Annotated in this window: 14 protein-coding genes; 11 read left to right on the top strand and 3 right to left on the bottom strand. The window is 67.0% G+C overall.

The features are described from left to right. Positions 1–17 precede the first annotated feature (17 nt). From GTH22_RS08015 to GTH22_RS07965, 11 genes are all read left to right on the top strand, one after another. A complete protein-coding gene (locus GTH22_RS08015) occupies positions 18–1,376 on the top strand; it encodes an aminotransferase (RefSeq protein WP_252944569.1) in 1,359 nt (452 codons plus the stop codon). Further along, on the top strand, positions 1,373–2,281 hold the full coding sequence (locus GTH22_RS08010; protein WP_252944567.1) for an AEC family transporter: 909 nt from the start codon (positions 1,373–1,375) through the stop codon (positions 2,279–2,281). The genes GTH22_RS08015 and GTH22_RS08010 overlap by 4 nt, the downstream gene beginning before the upstream one ends. A gap of 64 nt (positions 2,282–2,345) precedes the next feature. Beyond that, complete coding sequence (locus GTH22_RS08005) at positions 2,346–3,665, top strand: aspartate aminotransferase family protein (protein ID WP_252944565.1); 1,320 nt, start codon at positions 2,346–2,348, stop codon at positions 3,663–3,665. 106 nt (positions 3,666–3,771) lie between these two features. Next, the gene (locus GTH22_RS08000) at positions 3,772–4,443 is read left to right on the top strand and encodes an HAD family phosphatase (RefSeq protein ID WP_252944564.1); all 672 of its coding nucleotides are present in this window, start codon (positions 3,772–3,774) and stop codon (positions 4,441–4,443) included. 12 nt (positions 4,444–4,455) lie between these two features. Next, positions 4,456–5,412, top strand: coding sequence for a sugar-binding transcriptional regulator (locus GTH22_RS07995; protein WP_252944562.1), 957 nt, complete (start codon positions 4,456–4,458; stop codon positions 5,410–5,412). Positions 5,413–5,574: 162 nt separating this feature from the next. Beyond that, positions 5,575–6,879: a sugar ABC transporter substrate-binding protein gene (locus tag GTH22_RS07990; RefSeq protein WP_252944560.1), complete on the top strand. Its 1,305-nt coding sequence runs from the start codon at positions 5,575–5,577 to the stop codon at positions 6,877–6,879. A gap of 197 nt (positions 6,880–7,076) precedes the next feature. Beyond that, the gene (locus GTH22_RS07985) at positions 7,077–7,943 is read left to right on the top strand and encodes a carbohydrate ABC transporter permease (RefSeq protein ID WP_252944558.1); all 867 of its coding nucleotides are present in this window, start codon (positions 7,077–7,079) and stop codon (positions 7,941–7,943) included. A gap of 15 nt (positions 7,944–7,958) precedes the next feature. Further along, complete coding sequence (locus tag GTH22_RS07980; protein ID WP_252944556.1) at positions 7,959–8,789, top strand: carbohydrate ABC transporter permease; 831 nt, start codon at positions 7,959–7,961, stop codon at positions 8,787–8,789. A gap of 12 nt (positions 8,790–8,801) precedes the next feature. Continuing rightward, the gene (locus tag GTH22_RS07975; protein WP_252944555.1) at positions 8,802–9,815 is read left to right on the top strand and encodes an ABC transporter ATP-binding protein; all 1,014 of its coding nucleotides are present in this window, start codon (positions 8,802–8,804) and stop codon (positions 9,813–9,815) included. Beyond that, a complete protein-coding gene (locus GTH22_RS07970) occupies positions 9,812–10,579 on the top strand; it encodes an L-iditol 2-dehydrogenase (protein WP_252944553.1) in 768 nt (255 codons plus the stop codon). The genes GTH22_RS07975 and GTH22_RS07970 overlap by 4 nt, the downstream gene beginning before the upstream one ends. After that, positions 10,579–12,048, top strand: coding sequence for a mannitol dehydrogenase family protein (locus tag GTH22_RS07965; RefSeq protein ID WP_252944551.1), 1,470 nt, complete (start codon positions 10,579–10,581; stop codon positions 12,046–12,048). Before GTH22_RS07970 ends, GTH22_RS07965 begins: the two co-directional genes overlap by 1 nt. Before the next feature lie 12 nt (positions 12,049–12,060). On the opposite strand, the gene GTH22_RS07960 is transcribed toward GTH22_RS07965, so the two are convergent. From GTH22_RS07960 to GTH22_RS07950, 3 genes are read right to left on the bottom strand one after another with little or no spacing between them, the layout of a single operon-like run. After that, a complete protein-coding gene (locus GTH22_RS07960; RefSeq protein ID WP_252944550.1) occupies positions 12,061–13,092 on the bottom strand; it encodes an ABC transporter substrate-binding protein in 1,032 nt (343 codons plus the stop codon). Further along, entirely contained in the window at positions 13,089–14,486 is a 1,398-nt protein-coding gene (locus GTH22_RS07955; RefSeq protein WP_252944548.1) for a sensor histidine kinase, read from the bottom strand. Before GTH22_RS07955 ends, GTH22_RS07960 begins: the two co-directional genes overlap by 4 nt. Beyond that, positions 14,479–15,150, bottom strand: a complete 672-nt coding sequence (locus GTH22_RS07950) for a response regulator transcription factor (RefSeq protein WP_252944546.1) — start codon at positions 15,148–15,150, stop codon at positions 14,479–14,481. Before GTH22_RS07950 ends, GTH22_RS07955 begins: the two co-directional genes overlap by 8 nt. Positions 15,151–15,179 lie beyond the last annotated feature (29 nt).

The following is a 15,179-nucleotide window of genomic DNA, read 5'->3' as shown; positions in this document are numbered from 1 at the left end:
GGCGTATGCTCCGCGCCATGACTGATTCCCCCTCCACCGCCGACACCCACGACGCCGACCGTCACTTCCTGCACCCCTGGGAGGACGTGACCGCCATCGGCGAGACCCCCCGCACGGTTCTGACCGACAGTGAGGGCATCTACGTGACCGACAGCCACGGCAACCGGATGATCGACGGCCCCGGCGGCATGTGGTGCGTCAACGTGGGCCACGGGCGCGAGGAGATCGTGGAGGCCTGCGCCGATCAGATGCGCCGCCTGTCCTACTTCTCGCCCTGGTCGATGGCCTCCGACGTGGCCGCCGCGCTGGCCAAACGCCTCGCCGCGCTGGCACCGGGTGATCTGAACAACGTGTTCTTCACCACCGGCGGATCTACGGCGGTTGATAGCGCCCTGCGCTTTGCCTTCTTCTATAACAACTGCCTCGGGCGGCTCGAGAAAAAGCACATCATTTCAAGGGTAAACGCCTATCACGGCTCCACCTACCTGACCGCCTCCTGCTCGGGAAAGATGCGCGAGAAGGCCGAGATGGACATGATCGAGGATCACATCCATTTCCTCTCCTGCCCCAAGCCCAAGGACCGCCCCGAGGGGCAATCGCTGGAGGCTTTCGCCGCCGAAAAGGTGGCCGAGCTGGAGGCGATGATCCTCTCGGTCGGCCCCGACAAGGTCGCCGCCTTCATCGCCGAGCCGGTCATGGCCTCGGGCGGGGTGATCGTTCAGCCCGAGGGCTACCTCGCGGGCTGCGCCGAGGTCTGCGCCCGGCACGATGTGCTCTTCATTGCCGATGAGGTCGTCACCAGCTTCGGGCGGCTCGGGCATTACTTCGCCAGCGAGTCCGTCTTCGGCGTGCAGCCCGACATGCTGACCACCGCCAAGGGCCTCACCTCGGGCTACCAGCCGCTCGGCGCGCTCTTCATCTCCGACCGGCTCATTGCCGAGATCACGGCAGCCACCAACGAGGGCAAGGGCTTCACCTCGGGCTTCACCTATTCCGGCCACCCGGTCGCCTGCGCCGCCGCCATGGCCAACCTCGACATCTTCGAGCGCGACGGGCTGCTGGAGCACGTTCAGCGCATCGCGCCCCACTTCGAGGCCGCGCTGCGCTCGCTTTCCGATATCCCGGTGATCTCCGACATCCGGGTGAAGGGCCTGATGGCGGGGATCGAATGCGAGCTGGACCCGGCCAACCCCGATGAAGACCGCGACATGGCCTTCGCCGCCAAGGTCGATGCGATCTGCCAGCGTCACGGGCTGCTGCTGCGCCCGGTCTACAACGCCTGCGTCATGTCTCCGCCGCTCACCATCACCGAAAGCCAGATCGACGAGATGGTGCGCATCCTGCGCCTCGGCTTCGAAGAGGCACTCGCCGCGTGAGCTTTCTGCCGGTCCTGCTCAACCCGATCCTGCCGGTGTTTCTCATCCTCGGGCTGGGCTGGGGGCTGGGCCGTGCCGGCTGGATGACGGGGGATGACGCCCGCACCATCAACCGCTTCGCGATGACCGTGCTGGTGCCGGTGGTGGTGCTCAAGGTTCTCTGGCAGGCGCCGTTCCACACCTTCAGCCTGCCGCCCATCCTGCTCTACTTCCTGGCCGAGGTGATCCTCTTCGCGCTGGGCTACCAACTGGCACGACGGGTCTTCGGGGCCGGGCCGGGGGAGGGGGTGATCCTCGGCTATGCCGCCTGCTTCGCCAACAACGTCTTCTTCGGCCTGCCGATCGGCGTGCTGCTCTACGGCGTCGAAGGGGTGCTGCCGATCACCATGGTCGTGGTGCTCGACAGCACCATCACCTTCGGCGGCACCATGTTTGCGCTTCAGGCGATCCGCGAGGGCAAGGTCTCTCCCGGCAAGGTAGTGGCGATCATCGCCCGCTCGCCGGTGCTGCTGGCCATCGCGGCAGGCACCGTGCTGGGGCTGGCCGAGGTGCCGATGCCCGCCCCGGTGCAAACCTTCATGGATTTCAACGGCAGCGCCGCCGCGCCGGTAGCGCTCTTCTCCATGGGGGTGGTGCTGGCCGCCACCCGCTTTGGCTGGGATCCTGCGGTCGCGGCAATCACGGCGTTGAAACTGCTGGCCTTTCCCGCGCTGGTTTGGGCGCTGGTGGGGGGCTTCGGGCCGGGCTGGGAAGAGGGCCGCAAGTTCGCCTTTGCCGCCGCCGCGCCCACCGGCTCGATGGCCTTCGGCCTTGCGCTGCTCTACGATGTGCCCACCACGCGGCTGGCGCAGGTGATGGTCTGGACAGCCTTCCTCAGCCTCTTCGCCCTGGCCGTGCTGGCCTAGTCTTGACCTTGCCGAATGCCGGGCGCAGGCTCGCCGCGCAATTCTCACCCTTCAGGAGGCCGCCATGAACGTGCAATCCCCCAACGACCTCAGAGCCTTCTGGATGCCCTTCACGGCTAACCGCCAGTTCAAGGACAACCCGCGCATGTTCGTGGGCGCCAAGGACATGCACTACACCACCGCCGACGGGCGCGAGGTGCTCGATGGCACGGCGGGCCTGTGGTGCTGCAACGCGGGCCACGCCCGGCCCAAGATCGTGGAGGCGGTGCAGGCGCAGGTGGCCGAGCTCGATTATGCCCCCGCCTTCCAGATGGGCCACCCCAAGGCCTTCGAACTGGCCAACCGGCTGGTCGACATGGCGCCCGAGGGGATGGACCATGTGTTCTACACCAACTCCGGCTCCGAAAGCGTTGATACCGCGCTGAAAATCGCGCTGGCCTATCACCGGGTCCGGGGCGAGGGCACGCGCACCCGGCTGATCGGGCGCGAGCGCGGCTATCATGGCGTCGGCTTCGGCGGCATCTCGGTGGGCGGGATCGTCAACAACCGCAAGTTCTTCGGCGCGCTGCTGAACGGGGTCGATCACATGCCCCACACCCACCTGCCGGAGCAGAACAGCTATTCGCGCGGCGTGCCCGAGCATGGCGCCGAGCTGGCCGACGAGCTGGAGCGCATCGTGGCGCTGCACGGCCCCGAAACCATCGCCGCCGTGATCGTCGAGCCGCTGGCAGGCTCGACCGGGGTTATCCTGCCCGCCAAGGGCTACCTGGAACGGCTGCGGGCGATCACCGAAAAGCACGGCATCCTGCTGATCTTCGACGAGGTCATCACCGGCTTCGGCCGCCTCGGCGCGCCCTTCGGGGCCGATTACTTCGGCGTCACCCCCGACCTGATGACCACCGCCAAGGGCATCACCAACGGGGTGATCCCGATGGGCGCGGTGTTCTGCTCCGGCGCGATCCACGATGCCTTCATGCAGGGGCCGGACAACGCCATCGAGCTGTTCCACGGCTACACCTACTCGGGCCACCCCATCGCCGCCGCCGCCGGGCTGGCAACGCTGGAAACCTACCGCGAAGAGGGCCTCTTCGAGCGCGCCGCAGAGCTTGCGCCCTACTTCGAAGACATGTTGCACGGGCTGAAGGGCCTGCCCCATGTGATCGACATCCGCAACCTCGGCCTCGTCGGCGCCATCGAGCTGGAGCCGATCGCGGGCGCGCCCACCAAGCGGGCCTTCGAGGCGTTTCTGGCGGCCTATGACGCGGGGCTGCTCATTCGCACCACGGGCGACATCATCGCGCTCTCGCCGCCGCTCATCATCGACAAGGCGCAGATCGACCAGATCGGCGAAGTACTGGTCAAGGTGCTGAAGTCGCTCGCCTGACAGTGCCACCAACGCACCGTCATCCTCGGGCTCGACCCGAGGATCTCCTGGCCGCCGAGAGATCCTCGGGTCAGGCCCGAGGATGACGGCACCCAACGGAGACCCCATGCAACACATCGACCTGGTGATCTTCGATTGCGATGGCGTGCTGGCCGACAGCGAGGTGATCTCGGCCCGCGTGCTGGTCGAGGCGCTGGGCCATCACGGGCTGTCGGTGACGATGGAGCATGTGTTCCGCAACTTCGTCGGCCAGAGCTTTCCCAAGGTGGCGCAGAAGATCCGGCGCGACTTCGCGCTCGACCTGCCGGGCAGCTTCGAGGCCGAGTATCGCACCCGGCTGGTCGAGGAGTTCGCCGCCGGGCTGCGCGAGACCGAAGGGGTAAGCGCGATGCTCGAAAGCCTCGGGCGGCGCGCCTGCGTGGCCACCTCCTCCTCGCCCCAGCGGGTGGGGCGCACGCTGGCCCTGCTGAAGATGGAGCGGTTTTTTGAACGGGTGTTCACCGCCTCCGAGGTGCGCCATGGAAAGCCCGCGCCCGATCTCTTCCTCCATGCCGCCAAGCATCTGAACGTGCAGCCAAAATCCTGCCTCGTGATCGAAGACAGCAAGGCCGGTCTGCGCGCCGCACAGGCCGCCGAAATGGAGGTCTGGCGCTACACCGGGGCCGCCCATTTTGCCGGCTTCACCGCCGCCGATATCGACACGCCGCCCGGAATTCCCGCCTTTGACAACTGGTCCGCTTTCTATCAAATGGCCCCCGAGTTGAAAAAAGTCACTTAGCGGGGAGAGCACATGGCGCGGGCTGCGGGCGAGACGGCAAGGCTGGATGATGCCGCCCGTGCGGGCTGGCTCTACTACGTGGCCGGCAATACCCAGGACGAAATCGCCCGCAAGCTCGGCGTGTCGCGCCAGTCGGCGCAGCGGCTTGTCAGCCTTGCGGTGGCCGAAAAGCTGGTGAAGTTCCGGCTCGATCATCCCATCGCCCGCTGCATGGACCTTGCCGCCGCGCTGACCGAACGGTTCGATCTGCAATTCTGCGACGTGGTGCCCACCGACCCGGCCGCCCCCGAGCTGGCCACCGGCGTGGCGGCGGCAGGGGCGGCGGAGATGGAGCGCTGGCTGGCCGACCCGGAGCCGCGAGTGATCGGGCTGGGCACCGGGCGGATGCTGCGGGCCTGCGTCGAACAACTGCCCCGGATGGACTGCCCGCAGCACCACCTGGTCAGCCTCGTCGGCAACATGAGCCCGGATGGCTCGGCCACCGCCTACAACGTGGTGGTGCGCCTCGCCGAAAAGGTGAACTCGCGCCACAACCCGATGCCACTTATCGCGGTGGTGCGCTGCGCCGACGACCTCAAGCTGATGCATGCGCAGGAGCCGGTAGAGAACACGCTGGCGCTGGCGGCGCGGGCCGATGTGACCTTCGTGGGCGTCGGCCATATTGATGAAACCTCGCCGCTGGCGGTCGATGGCTTCATCAGTCAGGAGGAAAGCGCCGAGCTGATCGCGCAGGGCGCGGTGGGCGAGATGGTGGCCTGGGCCTTCGACGGCGAGGGCCGCCCGATCGAAGGGCTCACCAACGCGCGGGTTTCCTCGGCACCGCTCGACCCGGGCACCTCGCGGCGGGTCTGCGGGCTGGCGCTGGGGCACGCGAAACAGAAGGCGATTCTGGGTGCGCTGCGCGGAAAGCTGATCAACGCGCTCATCACCGATGAAGCCACCGCCGAGGCGGTTCTTTCGGTCGCCTGAACGGCAACCCTCTAAACTTTAAACAGAATTTTACGCTTTTCGGGCGGCGCGGCGCGCATTTGTGCAGCCGCAGGACGAGGGTATTGACAGAATCCTCGCGAAGGTGTGAGTATTTGCCCACTACGATAGCATTTGCCCGACAAGGGCATTGGGAGGACATCAATGACTTGCACGCTTCGCGCCCTTCTGGGCGCTACTGCCCTTTCCGTCGTCGGCGGAATGGCCGCCGCCGAAACCCTGACCATCGCCACCGTGAACAACGGCGACATGATCCGGATGCAGGGCTACACCGACGATTTCACCGCCAAGACCGGTCACGAAGTTGAGTGGGTGACGCTGGAAGAAAACGTTCTGCGCCAGCGCGTGACCACCGACATCTCCACCAAGGGCGGTCAGTTCGACATCATGACCATCGGCATGTACGAAACGCCGATCTGGGGCAAGCAGGGCTGGCTCGTGCCGCTCGACGACCTCAGCGCCGAGTATGACACCGACGACCTGCTGCCCGCCATGGCCGGTGGCCTCTCGGTCGACGGCACGCTCTATGCCGCGCCCTTCTACGGCGAAAGCTCCATGGTCATGTATCGCAAGGACCTGATGGAAGCCGCCGGCATGGAAATGCCTGAAGCTCCGACCTGGGACGACATCAAGGCCGCCGCCGAGGCGATGACCGACAAGGACGCCGAAGTCTACGGCATCTGCCTGCGCGGCAAGGCCGGCTGGGGCGAGAACATGGCCTTCCTCACCGCCATGTCCAACTCCTTCGGCGCCCGCTGGTTCGACGAAGACTGGAACCCGCAGTTCGACGGCGAAGCCTGGAAGGCAACGCTCGATTTCTACCTCGACCTGATGAACAACTACGGCCCTCCCGGTGCAGCCAACAACGGCTTCAACGAGAACCTCGCGCTGTTCCAGCAGGGCAAATGCGGCATGTGGATCGACGCCACCGTGGCGGCCTCCTTCGTGACCAACCCCGATGACTCCACCGTGGCCGACAGCGTGGGCTTTGCCCTTGCGCCCGACACCGGCAAGGGTCCGCGCGGCAACTGGCTCTGGGCCTGGGCCCTCGGCATCCCCGCCGGCACCCAGAAAGAGGACGCAGCCAAGCAGTTCATCGAATGGGCCACCTCGAAGGAGTACATCGAGATGGTCGCCGAGAAGGAAGGCTGGGCCAACGTTCCTCCGGGCGCACGCAAGTCGCTCTACGAGAACCCCGAGTACCAGAAGGTGCCCTTTGCCGAGATGACGCTGAAGAGCATCGAAACCGCCAACCCGAACCAGCCGACGGTTGATCCGGTTCCCTACATCGGCGTGCAGTTTGCCGCGATCCCCGAGTTCGCCGGCTTCGCCACCCAGGTCGGTCAGGAGTTCTCCGCAGCTCTGGCCGGTCAGCAGACCTCTGACGAGGCTCTTGCCAAGGCCCAGGACCTCGTGAACGAGGAAATGGAAGCCGCGGGCTACAAGTAAGCCTCGACAAGCGGGTCCTCCCGCGACCGCCGGGCGCCCTCTCCGACTGGGGCGCCCGGCACCTGGCCCCGGCTCGCGTGACATGACGCACGCTGGCCGTGGCCCCCTTCGGGCGAGGCGCTGCCCCCCGATCCCGACAGCTCGAACGAGCCTGCCGCGCCCAGAACGGCCCCGCGGCGACAGTGGAGGAGACACCAATGGCGACCCAGCATTCCCGCGCTGCAGCCCGGTTGATGAACGCACCCGCCGTCTTTGTGCTTCTGGTGTGGATGCTCATCCCGCTCTGCATGACGATCTACTTCTCCTTCATGGATTACCGCCCGCTGCGCGGCGTCGCCGATTGCTGCGTCGGCTTCCAGAACTACGAACGTTTCATCACCTCCTCGGCCTTCCTCTCCTCGGTGGCCACCACGCTTCTCATGGTGGGGGGGATCCTCCTCATCACCGTGATCGGAGGCGTGTTGCTGGCCCTGCTGCTCGACCAGCCGATCTGGGGGCAGGGGATCGTGCGAATCCTCGTCATCGCGCCCTTCTTCGTCATGCCCACCGTCTCGGCGCTGGTCTGGAAGAACATGTTCATGAACCCTGTGAACGGGCTCTTTGCCTACCTCTGGAAATTCTTCGGGGCGACCCCGATCGATTGGCTCTCCGAAATGCCGCTGTTCTCGATCATCTGGATCGTGAGCTGGCAATGGCTCCCCTTCGCCACGCTGATCCTGCTGACGGCGGTGCAATCGCTCAGCTCCGAGCAGCTCGAAGCCTCCGAGATGGACGGGGCGGGGGCGCTCAGCCGCTTCTACTACATCATCCTGCCGCACCTTGGCCGGGCAATCACCGTGGTGATCCTGATCCAGACGATCTTTCTGCTGTCGATCTTCGCGGAAATCTTCGTCACCACCAACGGCGCCTTCGGCACCCGGACGCTCACCTACCTGGTCTACCAGCGGGTTCTGGAAAGCCAGAACATCGGGCTCGGCTCCGCCGGCGGCATCCTCGCCGTCATCCTCGCCAACATCGTCGCGATCTTCCTGATGCGGATCGTCGGCAAGAACCTGGACAACTGAGGGAGGGCTGAAAACATGGCACGCGCCGTCACCACACAACGCAAGGTCATCGCCACTGCCGCCGCATGGACCATCGGCATCGCGATCTTCTTCCCGATCCTCTGGACGATCCTGACCAGCTTCAAGACAGAGGCCCAGGCCATTGCCGATCCGCCGATCTGGTTCGGCTTTGACTGGACGCTGGAGAACTACTCGGTGGTGCAGGAGCGCTCCAACTACTTCCGCTTCCTGATGAACTCGGTGATCATCGCCGTCGGCTCCACCGTGCTCGGCCTCGCCATCGCCATTCCCTCGGCATGGTCCATGGCCTTCGTGCCCGGCAAGCGCACCAAGGACGTGCTGATGTGGATGCTCTCCACCAAGATGCTTCCGGCCGTCGGCGTGCTCTTCCCGATCGTGCTGATCGCCCGGTTCCTCGACCTCTACGACACCCACATCCTGCTGATCGTGGTGCTGATGCTGATGAACCTGCCGATCATCATCTGGATGCTCTACACCTACTTCAAGGAAATCCCCGTCGATATCCTCGAAGCCGCGCGGATGGACGGCGCCTCGTTGAAGTCCGAAATCATCTACGTGCTCACCCCCATGGCGCTGCCCGGCATCGCCTCGACCATGCTGCTCAACATCATCCTGGCGTGGAACGAGGCCTTCTGGACGCTCAACCTCACCACCACCAAGGCCGCGCCGCTCACCGCCTTCATCGCCAGCTACTCCAGCCCCGAAGGGCTGTTCTACGCCAAGCTCAGCGCGGCCTCGACGATGGCGATTGCGCCCATCCTCATCATGGGCTGGTTCAGCCAGAAACAACTCGTGCGCGGCCTCACGTTCGGCGCGGTCAAATAAGGGACGGAAATCATGGGACGAATTACTCTGGACAAGGTCTCCAAGAGCTTTGGCGAGGTCAACGTGATCCCGCCGCTGGACCTGACCATCGAAGACGGCGAGTTCGTGGTGTTTGTCGGCCCCTCGGGCTGCGGCAAGTCCACCCTGCTGCGGCTGATCGCCGGGCTTGAGGATGTGTCGGGCGGCCAGATCCGCATCGACAGCCAGGACGCCACCCACACGCCCCCCGCCAAGCGCGGCCTGGCGATGGTGTTCCAGTCCTACGCGCTCTATCCGCATATGTCGGTGCGCAAGAACATCGCCTTCCCGCTGAAGATGGCCGGGATGGACCAGGCCGAGCAGGAAAAGCGCGTCGACTACGCCGCCAAGGTGCTCAACCTCGCCGACTACATCGACCGTCGCCCCGGCCAGCTTTCGGGCGGTCAGCGCCAGCGGGTTGCCATTGGCCGCGCCATCGTGCGCGAGCCCTCGGCCTTCCTCTTCGACGAGCCGCTCTCCAACCTCGACGCGGCGCTCAGGGTGAACATGCGGCTCGAAATCTCGGAGCTGCACAACAACCTGAAAACCACGATGATCTACGTCACCCACGACCAGGTTGAAGCCATGACCATGGCCGACAAGATCGTGGTGCTTCAGGCCGGTGTCATCGAGCAGGTCGGCTCGCCGCTGGAGCTGTATCAGACCCCGCGCAACCTCTTCGTCGCCGGCTTCATCGGCTCCCCGAAGATGAACTTCTTCGGCGGGGCAGAGGCCGCCAAGCATGATGCCGCAACCATCGGCGTGCGCCCCGAGCACCTCGATGTGAGCACCAGCGAAGGTCTGTGGAAGGCCAAGGTCGGCGTGGCCGAGCACCTCGGCTCCGACACCTTCCTCTACGTGCACCCCGAGGGCGTGGAGACACTGGAAGAAACCGTGACCGTGCGGGTCGACGGCGAAATGGCGCTGCGCCACGGCGACGAGGTCTGGCTCAGCCCGCAGGCTGGCAAGATCCACCGCTTCGACGGCGCCGGATTGCGCATCGGATGAACCGCCTCGCAGGCAAACGCGCCCTGATCACCGGGGCGGCCCGTGGCATCGGGCTGGCCTTCGCACGCCGCTACCGGGCCGAAGGGGCCGAGGTGGCGATTGGCGATGTCGATCTGGCGCGCGCGCAGGCGGCGGCGGCAGAGATCGGCGCGGTGGCGGTGCAGATGGATGTGACCCGTCAGGAGAGCATCGACGCCGCCATGGCCGAAACCGTCAAAGCCTTGGGCGGGCTGGATATTCTGGTGAACAATGCCGCCCTCTTCTCCGCCGCGCCACTGGTGGAGATCGAGCGCGCCGATTTTGACCGGCTGATGTCGGTCAATGTCGCGGGGGCGCTTTTCACCATGCAGGCGGCGGCGCGGCAGATGATCGCCCAAGGCTCGGGCGGCAAGATCATCAACATGGCCTCTCAGGCCGGGCGGCGCGGCGAAAGCCTCGTGGCGGTCTACTGCGCCACCAAGGCGGCGGTGATCTCGCTGACCCAATCGGCGGGGCTGAACCTGATCGCCCATGGCATCAACGTCAACGCCATCGCCCCCGGCGTGGTGGACGGCGAGCATTGGGACGGGGTGGATGCCTTCTTCGCCAAATACGAGGGCAAGGCCCCGGGCCAGAAAAAGCGCGAGGTGGGCGAGGCCGTGCCCTACGGACGCATGGGCACGGCGGCGGATCTTGAGGGCATGGCGGTGTTCCTTGCCTCGCAGGAGGCCGATTACATCGTTGCCCAAACCTACAATGTCGACGGCGGAAACTGGATGAGCTGATGCCCGTAAGTCTTTCTGATAAAACACTCGATACGCTGCCCGAGGGCATCGCCGTGCCGGAATACGACCGCGCCGCCCTGACCCCCGGCATCCTGCATATCGGGGTGGGCAACTTTCACCGCGCCCATATGGCATGGTATCTCGACCGGCTGTTCGGCGCGGGCGAGGGCCATGACTGGGCCATCGTCGGCGCCGGGATCAAGCAGTTCGACGCCGCCCGCCGCGAGGCGCTGAAGGCGCAGGACTGGCTGACAACCGTGGTCGAACTGGACCCGGCGGCACTGACCGCCCGCGTCACCGGCGCCATGGTGGACTTCTGCGAGATCGACGGCGCGGCGCTTGTGGCGCGCATGGTCGACCCTTCGATCCGCATCGTCTCGCTGACCATCACCGAAGGCGGCTACTTCGTGGATGCCGAAACCGGCGGCTTTGACAAATCGAACAATGAGATCGCCGCCGATGCAGAAAATCCGGATGATCCTGAAACTGTTTTTGGACTTCTCGTCAAAGGCTTGAAGGCCAGACGTGATGCAGGACTTGAACCCTTCACCGTGCTCTCCTGCGACAATCTCCCCGAGAACGGCCATGTCGCCAAGGCTGCCGTGGTGGGCATGGCCGAGCTGATCGACCCCGCGCTTGCCGCCTGGATCGCCGCCAATGTCGCCTTCCCCTCCGGCATGGTCGATTGCATCACCCCCGCCACCGGCCCGCGCGAGATTGCGCTGGTGCAGGACAGGTTCGGCGTGGCCGACAAGGCCCCCGTGGTCTGCGAGCCGTTCCGCCAGTGGGTGCTCGAGGACAACTTCCCGCAGGGCCGCCCGGCGCTGGAGAAGGTGGGGGTCGAGTTCGTGCCCGATGTCGCGCCCTACGAGACCATGAAGCTGCGCATCCTCAACGCGGGCCATGCCGCCATTGCCTACCCTTCGGCGCTGCTCGGCCATCACTTCGTGCATGAGGGCATGCAGGACCCCGACGTGGAGGCATGGCTGAAGGCGCTCATGCGCTCCGAGGTCATCCCGGTGCTGCCCGAGATCGCGGGCGTCGACTTCGACGCCTACCTCGAGAAATGCGTCGAGCGCTTCGCCAACCCCGAGGTGGGCGACACCATCGCCCGGCTCTGCCTCGATGGCTCCAACCGCCAGCCCAAGTTCGTGCTGCCGACTGTGCGCGAGGCGCTGGAGGCCGGCTCCGCCGTGCAGGGGCTTGCCCTCGAGGTCGCGCTCTGGTGCCGCTACTGCGCCGAGACCACCCGGGGCGAGATCACCCTGGAAGACGAGCGCGCCGGGGCCCTGCAGGCCGCCGCCCTCAAGGCGCAGACCGACCCCTCCGCCTTCCTCGCGCTCACCGACATCTTCGGCCGTTTGGGAGACGCCCCGCGCTTCGTCGAGGCTTTCGCCGCCGCGCTGGCCGATCTCGACGAGAAGGGCCCCCGCGCCGTGCTGCAGGAATATGTTGCCGCCCAGGCCTGAGCCGCGCCCGCCTCAGGGCAGCGGGGCGGGGTTGAAGCTTTCGGACCAGAACTGCAACAGCAGGGCGCGGCGGCCCGGGTCACGGGCCACCAGCAGCACCGGCGAGAGCGGGATGAACCGGCGGGCCGAGCTGGCCAGCCCCGACTGGTCGGCGCCCATGTCGGTCACCAGCCCCGCGCCGGCCAACAAGGCCTGTCCCTCCGGCCCGAGCAGGAAGTCGAGCAGCCGCGCCGCTGCCGCCGCCTGCGCCGCGCCCTTCGGGATCATGTAGCCGCGCGACAGGACCAGCGTGTAATCCTCCGGCAGGATCATGCCCACCTGCGGCGCGCCGGCGCTCGCCACGTAGGAGCCGAGCACGTTGTAGGCGATCAGGTAGCGCCCCTCCGCCACGCCCGCGATGATCTCGGCAGAGCAGCAGGTGGCCACCGCATCCACCCGGCTGAAGCTTTCCAGCAGCGCGCCGAATGTGGTGGCCTCGAGGCTGTCGGAATAGGCGAAAAGATAGCCCAGCCCGCTTTCGGCAATGTCGTAGGTGGCGATCCGGTTGCGATAGAGCTCGGGCCGGGCCCGCAGCGCGTCGAGCAGCGCAAAGCGCGAGCGCGGCACATCCTCGGCGGCCAGAAGCTCGGTGTTGTAGGCGATCACCGCGGGCTCGGTGGTGATGCCCCAGAGCTCGTCGCGCCAGCGCCGCGAGGCGGGCAGGGCGGCGGTGGCATCGGAGCGGTAGGGGGCGGCGCAGGCGGCATTCACCAGCCAGACCATCTGCTGCACGGCCGAGGACAGCACCGCATCGGCCTGCGCCCCGCCGCTGGCGCAGTCATCCCGGCTCAACTCGAAGAGGTCGTTCGAGCCCCATTGCTCGTAGCGTATCGTCAGCGCGGGGTTGAGCGCGGCGAACCGCTCCATCACCGGGCGGATGATGGTGATGTCGGTGGTGGAGCGCATGAGAAAATCGGTCTCGCCCGCGCCGAAGGTGGCGGTGGCCTCCTGCGCCGCGAGCGGGGCAGGGAGCATGGCAAGGGCCAGCAGAAGCGCCTTCATCATGTCTCCTCCTCCTCTGCAGGCAGCACCAGCGCGGCGCGGAAACCCTGCGCATTGCGCCCCATCTCAACCTTGCCGCCAAAGGCGCTGGCCACCTTCGCCACGATCGACAGGCCGATGCCGGTGCCCTGCTCATGGCTGTCGGCGGTGCGGTTGAAACGGTCTCCCAGCCGCGCAATCACCTCCGCCTCCGGGCCCGACCCGCTGTCCTGCACCCAGAGCACTGCGCGGCCGCCCTCCCGCGCCGCGCCGATCGCCACCGGCGGCGCGCCGTGTTTCAGCGCGTTGCCAAGCAGGTTCTGCGCCGCCTCCTGCAGCGAGAAGGCATCGGCCCGCACCAGAACCGGCGCGTCCCCGATCTCCAGCCGCAGCTCCGCCTCAGGGGCCAGCACCGCGTGGTCGTCGCGCTCCATCACCTCCAGCGCCACCTCGCGCAGGTCAACCGGGGTGCGCGGAACGCTGTCGGTCCGGTGCACCACGAGCGCGCGGCTCAAGAGCTGGTCGAGCAGGGTGCGCAGCGAGCGGGTGCGGGCCACAAGCCGGGCAAGGGCACGGCCGCGCGCCGCCTCGTCGGTCTCCTCCACCGCGCTCTCGCCATGCAGCTGGATCGCGGCGACCGGCGTGCGCAGCTGGTGCGCGGTGTCGGAAATCAGGGTGCGCATCGCCTCCACCTGCCCGTCGAGCCGCCCCATGAAGCGGTTCATCGCCCCCAGCATGACCCCCAGCTCGCGGGGCAGGGCATCGGCGGGCATCGGGGTCAGGTCGTAGGGGTCGCGCTGTGCGAGGTCAGCCACCAGCGCGTCGAGCGGGCGCAGCGCAGAGCGCACGACGAGCGCGGCGAGCAGGGTCAGCAGCAGGCCCGCGGCGGCCATCGGCAGCAGCGCGTCAAGCATCAGCCCGGTGGTCATCGCCCCGCGGGCCCGCAGCGTCTGGCCCACCACCACCTCGACCGAGCCCGCAAAGTCGCGCTCCACGAAGGCCCGGGTGACCCGAACGAACCGCGCCGCCTCGCCATCGAGCGTGTCATCGAAAAACCGCGCCTCGGCCCCTTCGCGGGTGGGCGGGGCAATGGCGCGGGCCGCGCCGAGGCCGGTGATGAGCCGCCCCTCGGGGCCGAGCACCGCATAATACACCCGGTCATCGGGAGCCTGCGCCAGCAGCTCGAAGGCCGAGACCGGCAGCTCCACCACCGGCGCGCCCTGCTGGATGCGGATCGATTCGGCAATGTCGCTGGCCGCGCCGAAGAGAATGCGGTCATAGGCCTGCCGCGCGGCGGCGCGGGTGTTCCACCAGATCGAGCCGGCCACCAGCAGCCCGCCCACCAGCAGGATCGCCAGCACCGTGCCGAGCACCCGCGCCGTCAGGCTGGGGCGGCGGAGGCCTCGGCGCTCAATCATCCAGACCGATCCGGTATCCCACCCCGCGCCGGGTGGAGATGCTCACACCCGAGCCCGCGAACTTCTTTCGCAGCCGCGCGATGTAGAGCTCGATCGCGTTCACCCCCACGTCGGCATCCTCGAAGCCGTAGAGCGAATCGTAGAGCCGCGCCTTGGAGAGATATCGCCCCGAATGGCGGATCAGCATGTCGAGCAGGGCGGCCTCGCGGCGAGTCAGGTCAAGTTGCTGGCCGCCGAGGCGCGCAGAGCGGTCACGCGGGGCGTAGCTGAGGGGGCCGAGGGTTATGGTCTCTTCCTTGCGGTCGGCCTCCCGGCGCACCAGCGCGCGCAGGCGTGCCTCGAGTTCGCGCTGGTCGAAGGGCTTGCCGAGGTAGTCATCCGCGCCCTGGTCGAGCGCGGCGATCCGGTCCTCGACCGAAGAGAGCGCGGTGAGCATGAGCACCGGCACCCGGTCGGCCTCGGCGCGCACCTCGCGCAGCAGCGCAAGGCCCGAGCCGTCGGGCAGGTTGATGTCGAGGATCATCGCATCGTAGCGCTGCACCGCGCGGCAATCGCGGGCGTCCGCCAGGGTGGGGGCGAGGTCGCAGACGATGCCCGAGCGCGCGAGGTGGTCCATCACCCCCTCCGCCAGATCGCCCGCATCCTCCACCATCAATATCCGCATCGCGCGCGCCTCCCCCCAGCGGCCTCCCC

The organism is Oceanicola sp. 502str15, from assembly GCF_024105635.1.
Lineage (GTDB): Bacteria > Pseudomonadota > Alphaproteobacteria > Rhodobacterales > Rhodobacteraceae > Vannielia.
Note: the sequence above shows the minus strand (reverse complement) of the source record. Positions and strands in the feature narration are given on the sequence as shown.

What these genes read in the sequence shown, in the direction of transcription:
- GTH22_RS08015 (WP_252944569.1), top strand. Translation starts at nt 18, where the DNA reads ATGACTGATTCCCCCTCCACCGCCGACACCCACGACGCCGACCGTCAC.
- GTH22_RS07955 (WP_252944548.1), bottom strand. Translation starts at nt 14,486, where the DNA reads ATGATTGAGCGCCGAGGCCTCCGCCGCCCCAGCCTGACGGCGCGGGTG.
- GTH22_RS08000 (WP_252944564.1), top strand. Translation starts at nt 3,772, where the DNA reads ATGCAACACATCGACCTGGTGATCTTCGATTGCGATGGCGTGCTGGCC.
- GTH22_RS07980 (WP_252944556.1), top strand. Translation starts at nt 7,959, where the DNA reads ATGGCACGCGCCGTCACCACACAACGCAAGGTCATCGCCACTGCCGCC.
- GTH22_RS07990 (WP_252944560.1), top strand. Translation starts at nt 5,575, where the DNA reads ATGACTTGCACGCTTCGCGCCCTTCTGGGCGCTACTGCCCTTTCCGTC.
- GTH22_RS07950 (WP_252944546.1), bottom strand. Translation starts at nt 15,150, where the DNA reads ATGCGGATATTGATGGTGGAGGATGCGGGCGATCTGGCGGAGGGGGTG.
- GTH22_RS07995 (WP_252944562.1), top strand. Translation starts at nt 4,456, where the DNA reads ATGGCGCGGGCTGCGGGCGAGACGGCAAGGCTGGATGATGCCGCCCGT.
- GTH22_RS07960 (WP_252944550.1), bottom strand. Translation starts at nt 13,092, where the DNA reads ATGATGAAGGCGCTTCTGCTGGCCCTTGCCATGCTCCCTGCCCCGCTC.
- GTH22_RS07965 (WP_252944551.1), top strand. Translation starts at nt 10,579, where the DNA reads ATGCCCGTAAGTCTTTCTGATAAAACACTCGATACGCTGCCCGAGGGC.
- GTH22_RS07975 (WP_252944555.1), top strand. Translation starts at nt 8,802, where the DNA reads ATGGGACGAATTACTCTGGACAAGGTCTCCAAGAGCTTTGGCGAGGTC.
- GTH22_RS07970 (WP_252944553.1), top strand. Translation starts at nt 9,812, where the DNA reads ATGAACCGCCTCGCAGGCAAACGCGCCCTGATCACCGGGGCGGCCCGT.
- GTH22_RS08005 (WP_252944565.1), top strand. Translation starts at nt 2,346, where the DNA reads ATGAACGTGCAATCCCCCAACGACCTCAGAGCCTTCTGGATGCCCTTC.
- GTH22_RS07985 (WP_252944558.1), top strand. Translation starts at nt 7,077, where the DNA reads ATGGCGACCCAGCATTCCCGCGCTGCAGCCCGGTTGATGAACGCACCC.